A 14474-nucleotide genomic window follows, 5' to 3' on the forward strand; every position below is an offset into this window, starting at 1 on the left:
CTTATCCCAGGTTGGCAATCAGTTCTTCGGCCTTGGCCACATCCTCACAACAACCACAGAAAAACGGCTGACAATCGTCAATGGCCTGAGGCTGCAATTCAAGTATCCGTTGTCGCCCGTTAGAGGCGGCCCCCCCTGCCTGCTCCAGCAAAAAGGCCATCGGATTCAATTCGTACAGAAGCCGTAACTTGCCCTTTGGTGCACCTTGTAAATGGGGATAAAAAAACATTCCGTTCCCCTTCATCAGCACCTGGTTGACATCCGGAACCAGCCCCCCGCTGTAGCGCAGCTTTGCTCCGTTCTCCTCTAGATAGGAGACAAAGTTTTCAACGCCGGGAGAATAACGATTACGCAAACCACCAGGGGAATAAATAGCAGCCTTGGGTGCCAAACGGATATTTCGCCGCAGCAGTGTGTATTCCATAAGCTGGTTCATACCGAATTCATGGACACCGTTACCGGTGGTATAGACCAGTGTCGTTCTTGGTCCGTAAAGAATGTAGAGAGCCGCGACCTGTCGCTGACCGGGCTGCATCAGGTCACTGCCGGCATAGATGGAAACAATGGTCCCCACAGCCAGATTGACATCGACCAAGGAAGAACCGTCCAGGGGATCAAAAGCTACCGAATAATTCCCAGCACAATGGGGGGACACGGCGATTATATCCCGGGTTTCTTCCGATGCAACGTTACTGACCACGCCGCTTTTAGCCAGACGTTTGCGCATGATACGGTCGGAGAGAACATCGAGGGCCAACTGCTCTTCACCATAAAGATTAGAGGTGCCAGCCACCCCCAAGTCGCCTGTGCGAATCGAATTGACGATATACTTTGATGCTTCAGCAATCTCGCAAATAAGATGTATTAATTTATGGTCGACACCATCTTCGCGAAGATAACGGCGTAAATCGATTTGAAATTTTGTTTTTCCTGCTTCGAGCATTTACCTTTCCCTCCCCAGCCGCATGCTGACATGTGAATATGATTGTGCCTTTTCCCGAACTCACTTTCCCATGTAAAAACCAATAGATGAGTCTTGACGAGAACCACAGTTGTGCTAGTATTTTAGCAGGTTTTTATAATTAATCTTTCTGGAGGATACTATGGAAGAACAAGAAACCACCAACGAAAAAATAAAAACAACCAGTGAAAAACTATGGGACTCCACCCGAAAGACTCTGCACGCCGCCGGGTTTCAGGCCAACAAATATAAGCGCATTGTGCAGAAAAAAATCGATCTTGCTTCGTTGCACAAAAAGGTCTCTACCTGCCATGGCGATTTGGGCAAACTGATCGATGACATCCGAGAAAGCGGTGCCCCCGATATTCTAGCCAAAAACGAAGTACAAGAGCTATTTAACACCTTGGATAATCTCAAGGCAGAAGCCGCAGCATTGGAACAGGAAATAGAAAAACTGAAGGCTGAAGAACCGCCGGAAGAAGAGCCTGTCGAAGATCAGGAATCCTAGCAGGCGCATCGTATAATTTCATTTTCTACTTCTTAGACAAACAAAAAGCCCCTCATCTTGTGGGGCTTTTTGTTTGTCTGGTTTTCTAAATTACCTAACGCTGATGTTTCATCCCCCGCGGCACACTGTGCAAACGGGCATCCTTAAATTCACGATCCCATTTCCGCATGGACAACTGAATGCCAGATTCCACCATCGCCAAATCCTCGGCGTGGCGTTCCATAATATTCAGATCTTCGTCAACCCTTTGCAATCCCCTTTTCAGTTCCGTTTCCAGACTGGTACGTTCCAGTTCCCGATTGTTCAGCTTGGTCATACAAACCTCCTCATGACTGCTGAAGCCCGCCCCGGAAAAGGCACCCCGCCCAAACCGGTCTCAGCGGACCGATAACGTACTGACAAAATGGTATCGCCATAGGAGCATTATAACACAAGAGTTTCGCTAATAAGGTCACGACCTGACAAAACCTTATCAGGAGATGAGAGGATAACCGGTTTGCTCCTCACACCATAACAAGGTGGCACCGGCTACCGCGACCGGGATGCAAATCAGTTGCACGAAAGGGACAGCCAGCATCAATAACACCCCCGTGGCAAATCCGAAGACCAACGGCTTGCGCTGCATCAAAAATTGACGCTGATATCTAAAGTCCCGATTTTTTCGTTCATGCACAAAGGCAAAATACTCCCAGGCAAGAAAAAACAGGGTTAGCAGAATAGACAACCCCCGTAGAGCAAATTACCGACCACGGGCAATAGATTGAGCAACAACAGTAAAAGCATCGCCGCTACAAAAAAACTCATTTTTTTCAATTCGACCAGCCAAACCCGAAGCATATCTCGGCAAAAAAACTTCAAAGAAAAGGGTGCGGCTTCTACCTCGGGCAGCAGGTAACTTTCGATTCGTTCCGATAGCAATTCGTTGAAAGGCGAGGCAATCAGATTTCCGACCACGGCAAAACAAAAAAATACCAGAACCAAAGTCACAAGCCCAACCAACACCCAAAGGCCATAATAAACCACCAACCAATACCAGGCATCCCCTTGAGGAAGCAGACTTTGTACAAAATTGTGAAAGAACTGCATCCCGAAATAGATCGCCAGAGAAAAAACGACCACGTTGATCAGCAGCGGAATCAGCACCAACTTCAACAGGCGCGGATAACGCATGAAAAGACGACCGCCGCGAAGCAAGGAATAAAAACCGCGAGAAAAATCCAACATGGTTAACTCCGAGCATAAAAGGAAAGATAAAGAGAAGCAGATCGATTTCGCTGAACGGCAATCTAAAATTAATAAAAGAAAACCGCCGCCATCCGATTCTAGTGGATGGCGGCGGTTTTGTCGATCAACTTAACGATTTGGCTTACTGACTTAGATTAGAAAGTAAACGTAACGTTTACCCCGCCCAGCATCTCGCTATCGATTGCTTCTCTTGCAGCACTGCTGAGGCCCTCGGAGTAGACAAAAGAAGGGCTCACAGAGATCTGATCGGTAAGAGCATAGTCGAGACCGATGCTGAGTTCATAGTTGTGGAAACCGCCAAAGTCACCAACAGCATAATCACTGTGGTTGTTGTAAGACACGAGTGCACCGAGCCCAAGGGACAGGTCCTCCGACAGATCGAAGGAATGGCTAATATCGGCGGTAAAGTACAGGCCCTCTTCCTCACAGGCATCCCAGTCATAGTAAATGGCGATGGTCGGCGAAAGCAGGGTGTTGACAGTAGCGGACAGATACAACTCATTAGTATCCTCAGCACCATCAAGCGCGTACCAGATATTACCGACAGAGACGGACAGCATTTCGCCGAGATCGGTTGAATAGTCGAGAATGATATCGGTTTCGTTGGCCTCGCCCGAAGTAATGTCATTGGAGCTTTTCAGCTGCCAGTTAGTCCAGTAGCTCAGGGTAAATTTTCCGGATGACAGATCAGCACCAGCCTGGACAACGGGACGACCATCGCTGAGGTCAAAACCACGCCACAAATACTTGTCGAACACACCGGCATAAACATCGCCTTCCACGGTGATTGCTGCAAAACTGGTGGTGACCATTCCTGCCCCGAGAACGATCAGGGCTGCCAACAAAATACTCCACTTCTTCATCTTGTATTACCTCCGGATTGCAATATATGCGGCCCTTAAGGAGACCATCCCCGGACGGGCCGCATGATTTAATAGTTGATTATTTTTCAGAACCTTCACCAGGAGTGAAAACCGTACCCATGCGAATGGTCTGGAAATCGGCGTAGGCATTAGCACCGTGCTCGCAGAAGTCGAGACCGGCCATTTCCTCTTCCTTGGTGACGCGCATACCCATAATCATGTCGATCAGTTTGAACAGAATCAGACCGGTAATAAAGGCCCAGGCAAAGCAGGCACCGATGCCGATCAGCTGAACACCGACTACCTTCATGGAGAAGCCAGCGGTATCGAAGAGACCGGCAGCCAGGGTACCCCAAGCGCCGCAGACGCCGTGAACGGAGACGGCACCGACCGGATCATCAACCTTGATTTTGTCAAAGAACAGAACCGAGAAGAGAACCAGCACACCAGCGATACCGCCGATGATAACCGCAGAGACAGGGCTGACATTGGCGCAACCGGCGGTAATACCGACCAGACCGGCCAAAGCACCGTTAAGGGTCATACCGATATCGCTCTTGCCGTACTTGATCCAGGTGGCGAGCATAGCGGTAATGGCACCGGCCGCAGCGGCCAGGGTGGTGGTTACAGCGATCAGAGCGATAGAAGTGTCGCCGGTAGTGGTAGACCCGGGGTTGAAGCCGTACCAGCCGAACCACAGCAGGAAGACACCCAGACCTGCAAGGGGAATGCTGTGACCGGGAATCGGCTTGACCTTGCCTTTTTTGTCGTACTTGCCCAGACGAGGACCGACGACAATAGCACCGGCCAGAGCCAACCAACCGCCGATAGAGTGAACCACGGTGGAACCGGCGAAATCGATGAAGCCGAGACCTTCCAACCAGCCGCTGCCGTTAAACAGGCTGCCCCAGGCCCAGCCGCCGAAAATGGGGTAGATCAGGGCCGACACAAAAATCGAATAGACCATGTAAGCACTGAATTTGGTGCGCTCAGCTACTGCACCGGAGATAATGGTTGCGGCAGTAGCGGCAAAAACAGTCTGGAACATCCAGAACGCATAGTTCCAGGCTTCGCCGTCGCCGGTGGCGCCGCTGAAGAAGAAATCAGTGGTGCCGAAGAATCCGTTGGTGGTACCGAACATCAAACCGAAACCGATGGCCCAGAAGGCGATGGCGCCAACGGAGAAGTCCATCATGTTTTTCATCAAGATGTTACAGGCGTTTTTGGCCCGGGTGAAACCGGACTCGACCATGGCGAAACCGGCCTGCATGATAAAAACCATGAATGCCGCGACCAGAGTCCAGACAAAGTTGAGGTTGTTCTGCACATCAGCAGCAGTGATGGCTGCCTCTTCGGCAAAACCGAGAGCGGGGATCGCCAGCAGTAAACCGGCTATGACCAACATACCGAATCGTTTCACGTTTCTTCCTCCTCGTTTCGTTCCAGGAATCAATTAGAGAGCTTCAGGGCCAGTCTCGCCGGTCCGGATACGCACCGCCTGCTCGACCTCGTAGACAAAAATCTTGCCATCACCGATAGTGCCGGTGGCTGCCTCTTGACGAATCGCATCGACCACTTCGGCAACACGGGCAGCTGGAATCACCAACTCGATCTTGATCTTGGGAATGAAATCGATCTGATACTCGGCACCGCGATACAGTTCAGCATGACCTTTTTGTCTGCCGAAACCCCGAACCTCGCTGACCGTCATCCCGTTGATGCCAAGGTCCGACAAGACTTCCTTGACTTCGTCAAGCTTGAACGGCTTGATAATGCATTCGACTTTTTTCATTCTGCTACCTTTCATGGGTTATGGCCTCCGGCAGTCACCGTTCAGTTGAACTCTCCGCTTGACTCCCTCGGTCAAGCGCTCTGTATGGTTCAGAGAAACTGCAACCGGAGGCAGACCAATATTTTGAATCTTGTCAAAGAAATATTGCATCGCACATGCCAATTTATTTTTTCATTTAATTTCAACTACTTAAAAAATTAATGAGTAATTGATGCCTAAAATTGGAGCACAACACACCAGCTCTTAGGCAATCAGTCGCCTGAAAAGTAATCATCTTTCCAGTTGAGCGAGAATGGCCGCTCAAAAAAAAAGGCCGCTTCATTCCGAAGCGACCTTTAACTGTCATTGACCCGACTTTTGCTCAGACATCAGAATCTTTATTTTCCTCACGGCCAAACTTGAAAATTGCCTCAGCCATCTCCCGCAAGCGTTTATCGACCAGATAATTCACAGTTCCCTCGGGCCAGCTCCCGTCATCCTGGACTTCTCCCGCAGGCACTCCGGTAAGGAGTTCGATGCCTTGGTCGATATCCGACACGGCCCATACATGAAACTGCCCTGCGGCTACTGCATCGACCACTTCCTGCTTGAGCATCAGGTTCTTAACGTTGGACGATGGAATGATGACCCCCTGTTTACCATTGAGGCCCTTGGCTTTGCAGACAATGTAGAACCCCTCGACTTTTTCGTTTACACCGCCGATGGACTGTACCTGGCCCCTCTGATTGACCGAACCGGTTACGGCAATCGACTGGTTAAGGGGCAATCCGGACAGAGAAGAAAGCAACCCATAGATTTCTGCTGAAGAAGCACTATCTCCCTCGATACCGCCGTAAGACTGTTCCATACAAATGGAGGCGGCCAGAGCCAAGGGTTTGTCCTGAGCGAAACGATCACCGATAAATCCGGATATAATCAGCATCCCTTTGTCATAAATAGGACCGGACAACTTGGCTTCACGCTCAATGTTAATCACTCCGCCCTTCCCCATAAAGGTACGCACTGTTATCCGCGCCGGCCGGCCAAAGGCGTAATCGCCGAGCATATAAACCGATAGGCCATTGAGCTGACCGGTCACCTCGCCCTCGGTATCGATCAACAGGGTACCGTCATCAATCATCTCCTGGACCCGCTCTTCGACCCGGTTCGAACGATAAATCTTCGACTCGATAGCCAGTTCAACATGCTCCCGCTCGACCTTTTCTATATTATGACGTTTTGCAAAGAAAGCGGCCTCACGAATCAGATCGGCCACATCGATGAATCGCGAAGACAAGCGATTTTTATCATCGATAAGCCGTGCTGCATGCTCTACGACACGCGCCACGCCGCCCGGTGCAAAGGGCAGCAATTCTTCTTCCTGGCATTTGGTCGCCACAAACAAGGCGTACTGCTGAACATTCTCCCAAGTGTTCTCCATCATGCGGTCGAAGTCGGCCTTGACCTTAAAATATTTGCGGAAATCCGGATCGAGCTGATAAAGCAGATAGTAAAGCCAGGGGACGCCAATCAAAACCACCTTGCAACTCAGAGGAACCGGCTCCGGCTTGAGAGAAACGGTAGCGATCAGCCGATACTGTTCAGCCATATCTTCAATTTTAATTTCACCATTTCTCAGGCTGCGCTTTAAGGCCTCGTAGGAGAAGAGGTTCATCAGCATCTCGCGGCAATCAAGGATAAGGTAGCCGCCGTTGGCGCGATGCAGCGCTCCGGACTTGACCATGGTGAAGTTGGTGGTCGCCGTGCCGGAGGTGATAATGTGCTCAATACGTCCAAAGAGGTTAAAATAGGTCGGGTTCGCTTCGTAAACGACCGGTGCCCCCTTGGCCTCGCTATTGTCCACAAACAGATTGATGCGATACCGATCAAAGGAAGGCTCTTGGCGGCCCATTTTACCCCCCGGCAGCACCTGCGTGCCCTGCGACGGGCGAAATTCGTCAACACGGTCGATTATATCTTTCATGCAGTTCTCAAAATGTGCCAGAACCTTCGGATATTTCTGATATTTTTCAGCCAGATCTTCGTAAATATGGCACAGGGTTCTGCTGAGTAAATCCTTTTCCATTTTGAGGGTGGTGGCACGGGTCTCTTTTTCCAGCTCAACAACTTTCCGCAATACTTCATTGAGCTGCTCCTGCAACACTGCGCCCTTTTCCTCAATGGCCTGACGGTCAGCTTCCTCAAGATCGGCAAAGTCTTTCTGGGAAAGGGGCTCATCATCCTTGGTCGGTACCAGAACCAATCCGCCTACGGTGCGCTGCAGAAGAAACCCCTCTTTATTGACCTGTTCTTCAAGTTCCTGCACCAGCTTTTTGTTCTTTTCCTGTGATTCACTGGCAATCTGGTTTTTGGATTGCTCGTACTCTTTACTTTCAAAAAGCTTGGGAATGGCGGCAACCAACTGCATTACCAACGCATCGACATCCTTATGAAACTCTTTGCCTTCACCGGCAGGCAAACGGATATAAGTAGGATTGGATCCATCGCCGAAGTCATGAACATAGCACCAGTCATCCGGCACAGGTTCCTTCAGGGAACGCTTTTCAAGAAGCTTTTTGATGGTCGATGAACGCCCGGTTCCCGCTTCTCCCAGAATAAATATATTGAAACCGTCAGCTTCAATACCCAGACCGAATTCGATGGCAGCAAGGGCTCTGTTCTGTCCAATTGTTTCTTCGAGGCAAGAAAGCTTCTCGGTTGTTTCAAATTCGAATTGAGCCGGATCGCAACGCCAGGTCAGTTCTTCGGGACTGAGCCGATATTGTTTCACGATATGCCCCCTTCTCTGCGGTTTTGTGGTTCCTTAATGCCCGTTTCAATAACACAGACGATTCCGTTGGGCAGTCAGACATTTTTCTAATATAATAGTAACAATCTGGTCCTTGTTGGCAAGCCGACCAAGTTGAATAACGAGTACGAACATCCTCCCTTTCCAAGCTCTTTAAAGGACGGCTTGAACAGTTTTTCTGGAACCGGAGGTATCTCCCTTTAATGGTGGATGCGGAACTTTTTATGCAGTCGTTTTTGGAAAATATTGTCACGTTACTACCAGGAGGAGGCCTCTACTATCTTCTTATTGGCACCGTTGCACTGCTCGAATCGATAGTTTTGATAGGTCTTTTGGTACCGGGAAGCACGCTTGTTCTATTGGTCGGTTTTTTGGCGGCTCACGGCAAGGGAGATATGACTGCGATCGCAATATCTGCCCTGACCGGGGCTTTAGTTGGCGACATGTGCAGCTATGTTCTAGGAAGCCGTTTCGGAACCCGGCTACTACAAAGTAATCTCTTTAGAAAACGTCTCGGTCTGATCAGAAAAGCAGAACTCTTTTTTGCCAGGCACGGTGGCAAAAGCCTTTTTTTAGGCCGTTTCGCCGGCCCCCTGCGAGGCAGTGTTCCCTTTGTCGCAGGCTGCTCAGCCATGCGCCCTGGAGCCTTTTCCCGCAACACGCTGCTAAGCTGTATCCTCTGGGGCATCATCTATCCGGGCCTGGGTTATCTCGGCGCGGCCAGTTGGCAAAAAGTAACGCAGCTGACCGGTCAATTCAGCCTGCTGCTGGCCACTCTGGTGGTGTTATTTATCCTCAACAGTCTGTTCTGGAAAAAGTTCTTCCCCCGAATAGTCAAACGCTCCCAATCCTTGTGGGTGCGCCTGAGCGCTGCCTGGCGGTCTTGTCTGTCTCGGCCGGGAGTCACCGCTCTAGCGAAACGGTTCCCGCGCCTATGGTCCTTTGCCGCCGACCGTTTCAGCATGAAAAAGGGTTCGGGACTCTATTTGACCTGTGGTTTTGCCTTCAGCACCCTGTTTGCCGGATTATTTTTCGGGCTGCTGAACTCCTTTGCTCTGGTTGCTCGCATCGATCAGAAACTCTATATGGTCTTTGAGCAACTGCATCACCCCCTGGCCGATCGCCTGATGCTGCTGGTTTCCTCTCTGGCAAACCTCCCGGCCCTGCTAATTTTTTGCGGCCTGTTACTGCTCTGGCTGGTTCTCAATAATCGGGATTTCTCCGCAGCGATCCTGCTGGTCGGCATAGGCGGAGGGCAACTGTTGGTGTTTCTGGGGAAAGTATTCTTTCATCGTTTACGGCCATTACCCTTTTTTGAGCAACTCCAGTCGACCAGCGCCAGTTTCCCCAGCGGGCATGCATTCTCAGCTCTTCTGTTTGTCGGTTTGTTGGCCTACTACCTGTTCGGGGCTCTCCGCTACTGGCAATCACGCCTGATGATGATCATTCTGTTGAGTTTCATCACCCTGGTGGTTGGACTCAGTCGCTGCTACCTGGGGCTGCACTGGTTTAGCGACATCGTGGCCGGTTACCTTTTTGCTGCCGTCTGGCTGACCTTTCTCCTTACCACACTGGAGGTTCGGCGCCGCTTTACCGGAGAATTCCCCTGGCGCTCCGGTTGGCAGCCTTTAAACCTTTCGGCTCGGCAACGCACCACCATTATGGCCTTGGCGAGCGGTGTCGCTCTCTACGCCATGGTCCGATATCTATTGCTTCAGCTTGGCCTTCTATAGAGGTCTGGTCCTGCATGGATCTGTTGCAAATTAAGATTGGATTCTTTAGGATGAGCCGTCTTGACAATGACTTGAGATTGGTATCAGCCCCATAGAGAGAAGAGTAAAATGACTGTCAGACTACCCGCCGAATGGGAACCCCAGGATGGGGTCCTGCTGGCCTGGCCTCACGAAAATACCGACTGGGCGGCTGTACTGCCGCAGATAGAACCGGTCTTTTTACAACTGGCCACCACTATAAGCCGTTATGAACAGGTGTTGATTGTCACGACCGACCCCGACTCCCTTCGCGATAAGCTAGAAGCCTTCGGCTCAACAATGGCTGCCATCACCCTGGTCCAGGCCTCCTTTGACGACACCTGGTGCCGCGACTTCGGACCGATTACCGTACTGGCCCATAGCGCACCCCGCCTGCAAGATTTTGTATTCAATGGCTGGGGCAATAAATTCCTTGCGGAGCAGGACAACGCTATTACAGGTCATCTGCAACACCGGAACCTTTTTGCGGCCCCCGTCGATTACAGGCCCCTGGTTTTGGAAGGGGGCAGTATCGAAAGCGACGGTTGCGGCACCCTGCTGACCACCAGCCAGTGCCTGCTCAATCCCAACCGCAATCCGGATTACAGCAAAGGGCAAATCGAAAAGGAGCTACAGGAGACTCTCGGTTGCCGGCGCATTCTTTGGCTGTATCAGGGCCATTTGCTCGGTGACGACACCGACGCCCATATCGACACCCTGGCCCGTTTTGCCCCCAACGATACGATCCTTTATGTCGCCTGCGATGACCCCGAGGACGAACATTACCCGGCTCTTTCCCGCATGGCCGAAGAACTGACGGCCTTTCGCACCAAAGCCGGACAGCCCTATCGCCTGCTGCCCCTGCCCTGGCCCGCTGCCCGCTTCGACGATGACGGTCAGCGGTTGCCAGCGACTTATGCCAATTTTCTGATCATCAACGGTGCAGTGCTGGTGCCCACCTACTGCGATCCACAGGATGATAAGGCCCTGGCCACCGTAAGATCTGCTTTCCCCGGTCGGGAGATTATCGGCATCGATTGCTCAGCAGTGATTCTGCAACATGGTTCCCTGCATTGCCTGACCATGCAACTGCCTCAAGGAGTATTGTCATGACCCGTCAACCATCCTTAAACGTCGGCCTGGTCCAACAGAGCTGCTGCGACAACCGCCAGGAAAACATCGACCGCAGCATCGCCGGCATTCGTCAGGCCGCCTCCCAGGGCGCCACATTGGTCGTGCTACAAGAGCTGCATACCAGTCTCTATTTTTGCCAAACCGAGGATTGTGACCGGTTCGATCTGGCCGAAGCCATCCCCGGCCCTTCCACCGAACAATTTGGCCACATCGCCAAGGAACTTGGCGTCGTGCTGGTCGCCTCCCTATTTGAAAAGCGTGCCGCCGGGCTCTACCACAACACCGCCGTGGTCCTGGAAAAAGACGGCAGCATCGCCGGCCGCTACCGCAAGATGCACATCCCCGACGATCCCGGTTATTATGAAAAGTTCTATTTCACCCCCGGTGACCTTGGCTTTCAGCCTATCACCACCTCCGTCGGCAAGCTGGGAGTGCTGGTTTGCTGGGATCAATGGTATCCCGAGGCGGCCCGCCTGATGGCCCTGGCCGGCGCCGAAATCCTCATCTACCCCACTGCCATCGGCTGGGATCCCGCCGATTCAAAAGAAGAACAGGCCCGGCAGCTCGACGCCTGGCAGACTATTCAAAGGGGCCATGCCATTGCTAACGGCCTTCCGGTGGTCAGCGTCAACCGGGTCGGTCTGGAACCGAATCCTGAAAAAGATGCGCCGGGTGCAATGTTCTGGGGCAATAGTTTCGTTGCCGGCTGTCAAGGGGAGCTTTTGGCTAAGGCCGGAGACAAACAAGAAGAGGTGTTGGTGGTCGAAATCGATCGGCAACGCAGTGAACAAGTGCGGCGTATCTGGCCCTTCTTAAGGGACCGACGTATCGATGCCTATGGGGAACTGACGAAAAGATTTAGGGATTAGTTTGAAAATCACATAATCTTTAAAAAAGAAAAAGGACCATGGTTCTTCGCCACGGTCCTTGTCATTTAATCATTTAGCTGTAAACTGGGTGGGGAGTGGAATCAACCAACAAAAACGTCCTGGCGACGGGCACGATTAGCCAGGATGGTATGATCGATCATTTCTCCACATGAGTAGCACTTCCATGCATCGAAGACCCTAACAAAGTCATAAAATTTTTCTGCGTACATTCTGCCTTTGCATTTTGGGCATCTCATCTGGTTTCCCCCTTTGTGAATTATGGTAGATAGTAACGGTTGATGTTCATCCACATGTCTATTATTAATTACACAAGGTATGCCAGTTAAGAACTCAGTCAGGGGGTTCGCCGGCGGATGCAAGCATTGACAACAATTTTCCTACTATTTTTTGCTGAGTTACAAGAATTGATTATTTTTAAAAAAAACGTTCCCACGCAGCCAAACGGCCTGGGCCGATCCCCGGGACCCGTTCTAGCTGGGCAAAAGAGGTAAAATCGCCATTTTTTTGGCGGTCCAACTCAATAGCAGCCGCTAACTTTGGCCCGATTCCGGGGAGAGCCATCCAATCGGCGGTAGTCATGGTCTGCGGTTGTAATGGGATGCCTAATACAATCCGTCGAGAAGCCGGCATCCATGTTCTTTTTACCTCAATAATTTCAGCGCCTTCCAGACGAATACAAAGAGTTTCTCCAGAAGTAAGAGGCTTATCAATTGATGCTTTTTCGCATCGATCAGAGTTTCGCTCACCAAGCGTCACTTGAATGACGCTGCGCGGAGTAAATCCGTCAATAAATTGATGAACCCCTTGATCGGGAAATCCCTCTCCCAGCTCGATCCATATCCCTTCGCTGTCACCAACAGAAACGGCCGGGGGATTCTCCTCCATGAGGGAATCCACCCGGCCGTATCGAATACCAGCAGTCAACAGCATCAAGGCTACCGTCAACAGCAGCCCTGCCTTGTTGTTCATTCGTCTTCCGCATCCTTTAACAGTTTGTATTGCAGGGCATCGACCAGGGCCTGGTAAGAGGCGTCGATAATATTGTCGCTAACCCCTACCGTTCCCCAACGCATATTTTTATCTCCCGACTCGAGCAATACCCGGGTAATGGACGCGGTACCTTTGCCGGTAGGCAACACCCGCACCTTGTAATCAAAGAGACGCATGTCTTTAACCTGCGGGTAAAAACTCTCAAGAGCTTTGCGCAAAGCGTTATCCAGGGCGTTGATCGGTCCGCTGCCCTCGGCTGCGGTATGTTCTATGCGGCCTCCGACCTTGACCTGTACCGTGGCTTCGGAAAAGGGTTTTTCCTCGCCGTGGCGCTTGGAATCGATAACCCGGAAACCGATGATGGAAAAGAATTGCTTTACCGAACCGAGGGCGCGGCGCATGAGCAATTCGAAGGAGGCTTCGGCACCCTCGAACTGATAACCTTTGTTCTCCAGATCCTTGATCTTTTCCAGGATCTCCATGGTTACCGGGTCTTTGCTGTCGAGATTGATATTGAACTGCTCGGCCTTGGCCAGCACGTTAGAGCGCCCGGACAGGTCGGAGACCAGCACCCGGGTAACATTGCCGACCTGTTCGGGGCGGATATGTTCATAGGTTTCCGGATGACGCTGAATGGCCGAGACATGGACACCGCCCTTGTGGGCGAAAGCGGAGTTCCCGACATAAGCCTGGTGCGGATTGGGCACCAGATTGGCCAGTTCATAAACATAGCGGGATACTTCCCGCAGCCGCTGCAATTGTTTCTCGGTCAGGCATTGGTGCCCCATCTTCAACTGCAGGGAGGCGATAATGGAGCAGAGGTTGGCATTGCCGCAACGTTCGCCAAATCCGTTCAGAGTACCCTGCACATGGACGATACCATGTTCTACCGCCATCAATGAATTGGCCACCGCACACTCGCTATCGTTGTGCGTATGAATGCCAAGAGGCGTCTGGATATGCTTTTTCACCTCGGTCAGAATAGCGGGCAATTCATGGGGCAAGGTACCGCCATTGGTATCGCACAGCACGATACAGTCGGCCTGAGCCTGCTGGGCCGCCTTGAGGGTGTCGATAGCGTACTCGGGATTGGCCTTGTACCCGTCGAAAAAATGCTCGGCGTCGTAGAAAACCTCGGCAACATGCTGCTTGAGATAAGCCAGGGAATCGTAGATCAACTCCAGATTGGCTTCGCCACTGATGCGCAGCGCCTCTCGGACGTGAAAATCCCAGGTCTTGCCGAAGATAGTCACCGCATCCGGCTCGGCCTCGATCAGGGTCCGCAGGTTGTTGTCCTTTTCCGGTGTGGTCTTGGCCCGCCGGGTTGAACCGAAAGCAGCAATCTTGGCCTGTTTCAGGGAGACCTTTTTGACCTCCTTAAAAAAAGCGATGTCCTTGGGATTGGATCCCGGCCAACCACCCTCGATATAATGAACACCTAACTCGTCAAGTTTCTGAGCAATCCGGATCTTGTCCGCCACCAGAAAAGAAATTTCTTCCGCCTGGGTTCCGTCCCGCAAGGTCGTATCGTACAGATGGATCAAACTCATGG

General features: G+C 51.5%; 14 protein-coding genes. 4 read left to right on the forward strand and 10 right to left on the reverse strand.

Translation table 11 applies throughout. From position 1 onward, the window contains the following. Position 1 precedes the first annotated feature (1 nt). The gene (locus tag A7E78_RS06015; RefSeq protein ID WP_072283388.1) at positions 2-943 is read right to left on the reverse strand and encodes a class 1 fructose-bisphosphatase; all 942 of its coding nucleotides are present in this window, start codon (positions 941-943) and stop codon (positions 2-4) included. 160 nt (positions 944-1103) lie between these two features. Here A7E78_RS06015 and A7E78_RS06020 point away from each other — a divergent pair, with 160 nt between their 5' ends. After that, positions 1104-1469, forward strand: coding sequence for a hypothetical protein (locus tag A7E78_RS06020; protein ID WP_072283389.1), 366 nt, complete (start codon positions 1104-1106; stop codon positions 1467-1469). A gap of 94 nt (positions 1470-1563) precedes the next feature. Here the strand turns inward: A7E78_RS06020 and A7E78_RS06025 are convergent, their stop codons facing one another. The 7 genes from A7E78_RS06025 to A7E78_RS06055 form a co-directional block, all read right to left on the reverse strand. Further along, on the reverse strand, positions 1564-1785 hold the full coding sequence (locus A7E78_RS06025; RefSeq protein WP_072283390.1) for a hypothetical protein: 222 nt from the start codon (positions 1783-1785) through the stop codon (positions 1564-1566). A gap of 156 nt (positions 1786-1941) precedes the next feature. Then, positions 1942-2142, reverse strand: a complete 201-nt coding sequence (locus A7E78_RS15515; RefSeq protein ID WP_250637599.1) for a hypothetical protein — start codon at positions 2140-2142, stop codon at positions 1942-1944. A 35-nt stretch (positions 2143-2177) separates the two neighbouring features. Next, entirely contained in the window at positions 2178-2693 is a 516-nt protein-coding gene (locus A7E78_RS15520; RefSeq protein WP_072283392.1) for an EI24 domain-containing protein, read from the reverse strand. Positions 2694-2848: 155 nt separating this feature from the next. Further along, a complete protein-coding gene (locus A7E78_RS06040; RefSeq protein WP_072283393.1) occupies positions 2849-3577 on the reverse strand; it encodes a TorF family putative porin in 729 nt (242 codons plus the stop codon). A gap of 79 nt (positions 3578-3656) precedes the next feature. Beyond that, on the reverse strand, positions 3657-4982 hold the full coding sequence (locus tag A7E78_RS06045; RefSeq protein WP_145924935.1) for an ammonium transporter: 1326 nt from the start codon (positions 4980-4982) through the stop codon (positions 3657-3659). 48 nt (positions 4983-5030) lie between these two features. Continuing rightward, positions 5031-5369 (reverse strand): P-II family nitrogen regulator, encoded by a 339-nt coding sequence (locus tag A7E78_RS06050; RefSeq protein WP_072283395.1) that lies wholly within the window; start codon positions 5367-5369, stop codon positions 5031-5033. 361 nt (positions 5370-5730) lie between these two features. Next, positions 5731-8139 carry a Lon protease family protein gene (locus A7E78_RS06055; RefSeq protein ID WP_072283396.1) on the reverse strand — a complete coding sequence of 803 codons (2409 nt, stop codon included), beginning with the start codon at positions 8137-8139 and terminating at the stop codon, positions 5731-5733. A gap of 242 nt (positions 8140-8381) precedes the next feature. Here A7E78_RS06055 and A7E78_RS06060 point away from each other — a divergent pair, with 242 nt between their 5' ends. The 3 genes from A7E78_RS06060 to A7E78_RS06070 all read left to right on the forward strand — a co-directional run bounded on the left by A7E78_RS06060 (position 8382) and on the right by A7E78_RS06070 (position 11911). Then, entirely contained in the window at positions 8382-9890 is a 1509-nt protein-coding gene (locus tag A7E78_RS06060) for a bifunctional DedA family/phosphatase PAP2 family protein (RefSeq protein ID WP_158516079.1), read from the forward strand. Between the two features lie 108 nt (positions 9891-9998). Next, positions 9999-11021: an agmatine deiminase family protein gene (locus A7E78_RS06065; protein WP_072283398.1), complete on the forward strand. Its 1023-nt coding sequence runs from the start codon at positions 9999-10001 to the stop codon at positions 11019-11021. Then, entirely contained in the window at positions 11018-11911 is an 894-nt protein-coding gene (locus tag A7E78_RS06070) for a carbon-nitrogen hydrolase (protein ID WP_072283399.1), read from the forward strand. Before A7E78_RS06065 ends, A7E78_RS06070 begins: the two co-directional genes overlap by 4 nt. A 435-nt stretch (positions 11912-12346) precedes the next feature. Here A7E78_RS06070 and A7E78_RS06075 read toward each other — a convergent pair whose 3' ends face one another. Both A7E78_RS06075 and cimA read right to left on the reverse strand, forming a co-directional pair. After that, on the reverse strand, positions 12347-12901 hold the full coding sequence (locus A7E78_RS06075) for a ComEA family DNA-binding protein (RefSeq protein ID WP_072283400.1): 555 nt from the start codon (positions 12899-12901) through the stop codon (positions 12347-12349). Next, positions 12898-14472: a citramalate synthase gene (gene cimA / locus A7E78_RS06080; RefSeq protein WP_072283401.1), complete on the reverse strand. Its 1575-nt coding sequence runs from the start codon at positions 14470-14472 to the stop codon at positions 12898-12900. Before cimA ends, A7E78_RS06075 begins: the two co-directional genes overlap by 4 nt. Positions 14473-14474 lie beyond the last annotated feature (2 nt).

The organism is Syntrophotalea acetylenivorans, assembly GCF_001887775.1.
GTDB lineage: Bacteria > Desulfobacterota > Desulfuromonadia > Desulfuromonadales > Syntrophotaleaceae > Syntrophotalea_A > Syntrophotalea_A acetylenivorans.

Bases quoted from the DNA above. Each gene is read 5' to 3' on its own strand.
- A7E78_RS06060 (WP_158516079.1), top strand. From the start codon at position 8,382: ATGCAGTCGTTTTTGGAAAATATTGTCACGTTACTACCAGGAGGAGGC.
- A7E78_RS06050 (WP_072283395.1), bottom strand. From the start codon at position 5,369: ATGAAAAAAGTCGAATGCATTATCAAGCCGTTCAAGCTTGACGAAGTC.
- A7E78_RS06025 (WP_072283390.1), bottom strand. From the start codon at position 1,785: ATGACCAAGCTGAACAATCGGGAACTGGAACGTACCAGTCTGGAAACG.
- A7E78_RS06070 (WP_072283399.1), top strand. From the start codon at position 11,018: ATGACCCGTCAACCATCCTTAAACGTCGGCCTGGTCCAACAGAGCTGC.
- cimA (WP_072283401.1), bottom strand. From the start codon at position 14,472: ATGAGTTTGATCCATCTGTACGATACGACCTTGCGGGACGGAACCCAG.
- A7E78_RS06075 (WP_072283400.1), bottom strand. From the start codon at position 12,901: ATGAACAACAAGGCAGGGCTGCTGTTGACGGTAGCCTTGATGCTGTTG.
- A7E78_RS15520 (WP_072283392.1), bottom strand. From the start codon at position 2,693: ATGTTGGATTTTTCTCGCGGTTTTTATTCCTTGCTTCGCGGCGGTCGT.
- A7E78_RS06040 (WP_072283393.1), bottom strand. From the start codon at position 3,577: ATGAAGAAGTGGAGTATTTTGTTGGCAGCCCTGATCGTTCTCGGGGCA.
- A7E78_RS06045 (WP_145924935.1), bottom strand. From the start codon at position 4,982: ATGTTGGTCATAGCCGGTTTACTGCTGGCGATCCCCGCTCTCGGTTTT.
- A7E78_RS06015 (WP_072283388.1), bottom strand. From the start codon at position 943: ATGCTCGAAGCAGGAAAAACAAAATTTCAAATCGATTTACGCCGTTAT.
- A7E78_RS06065 (WP_072283398.1), top strand. From the start codon at position 9,999: ATGACTGTCAGACTACCCGCCGAATGGGAACCCCAGGATGGGGTCCTG.
- A7E78_RS06020 (WP_072283389.1), top strand. From the start codon at position 1,104: ATGGAAGAACAAGAAACCACCAACGAAAAAATAAAAACAACCAGTGAA.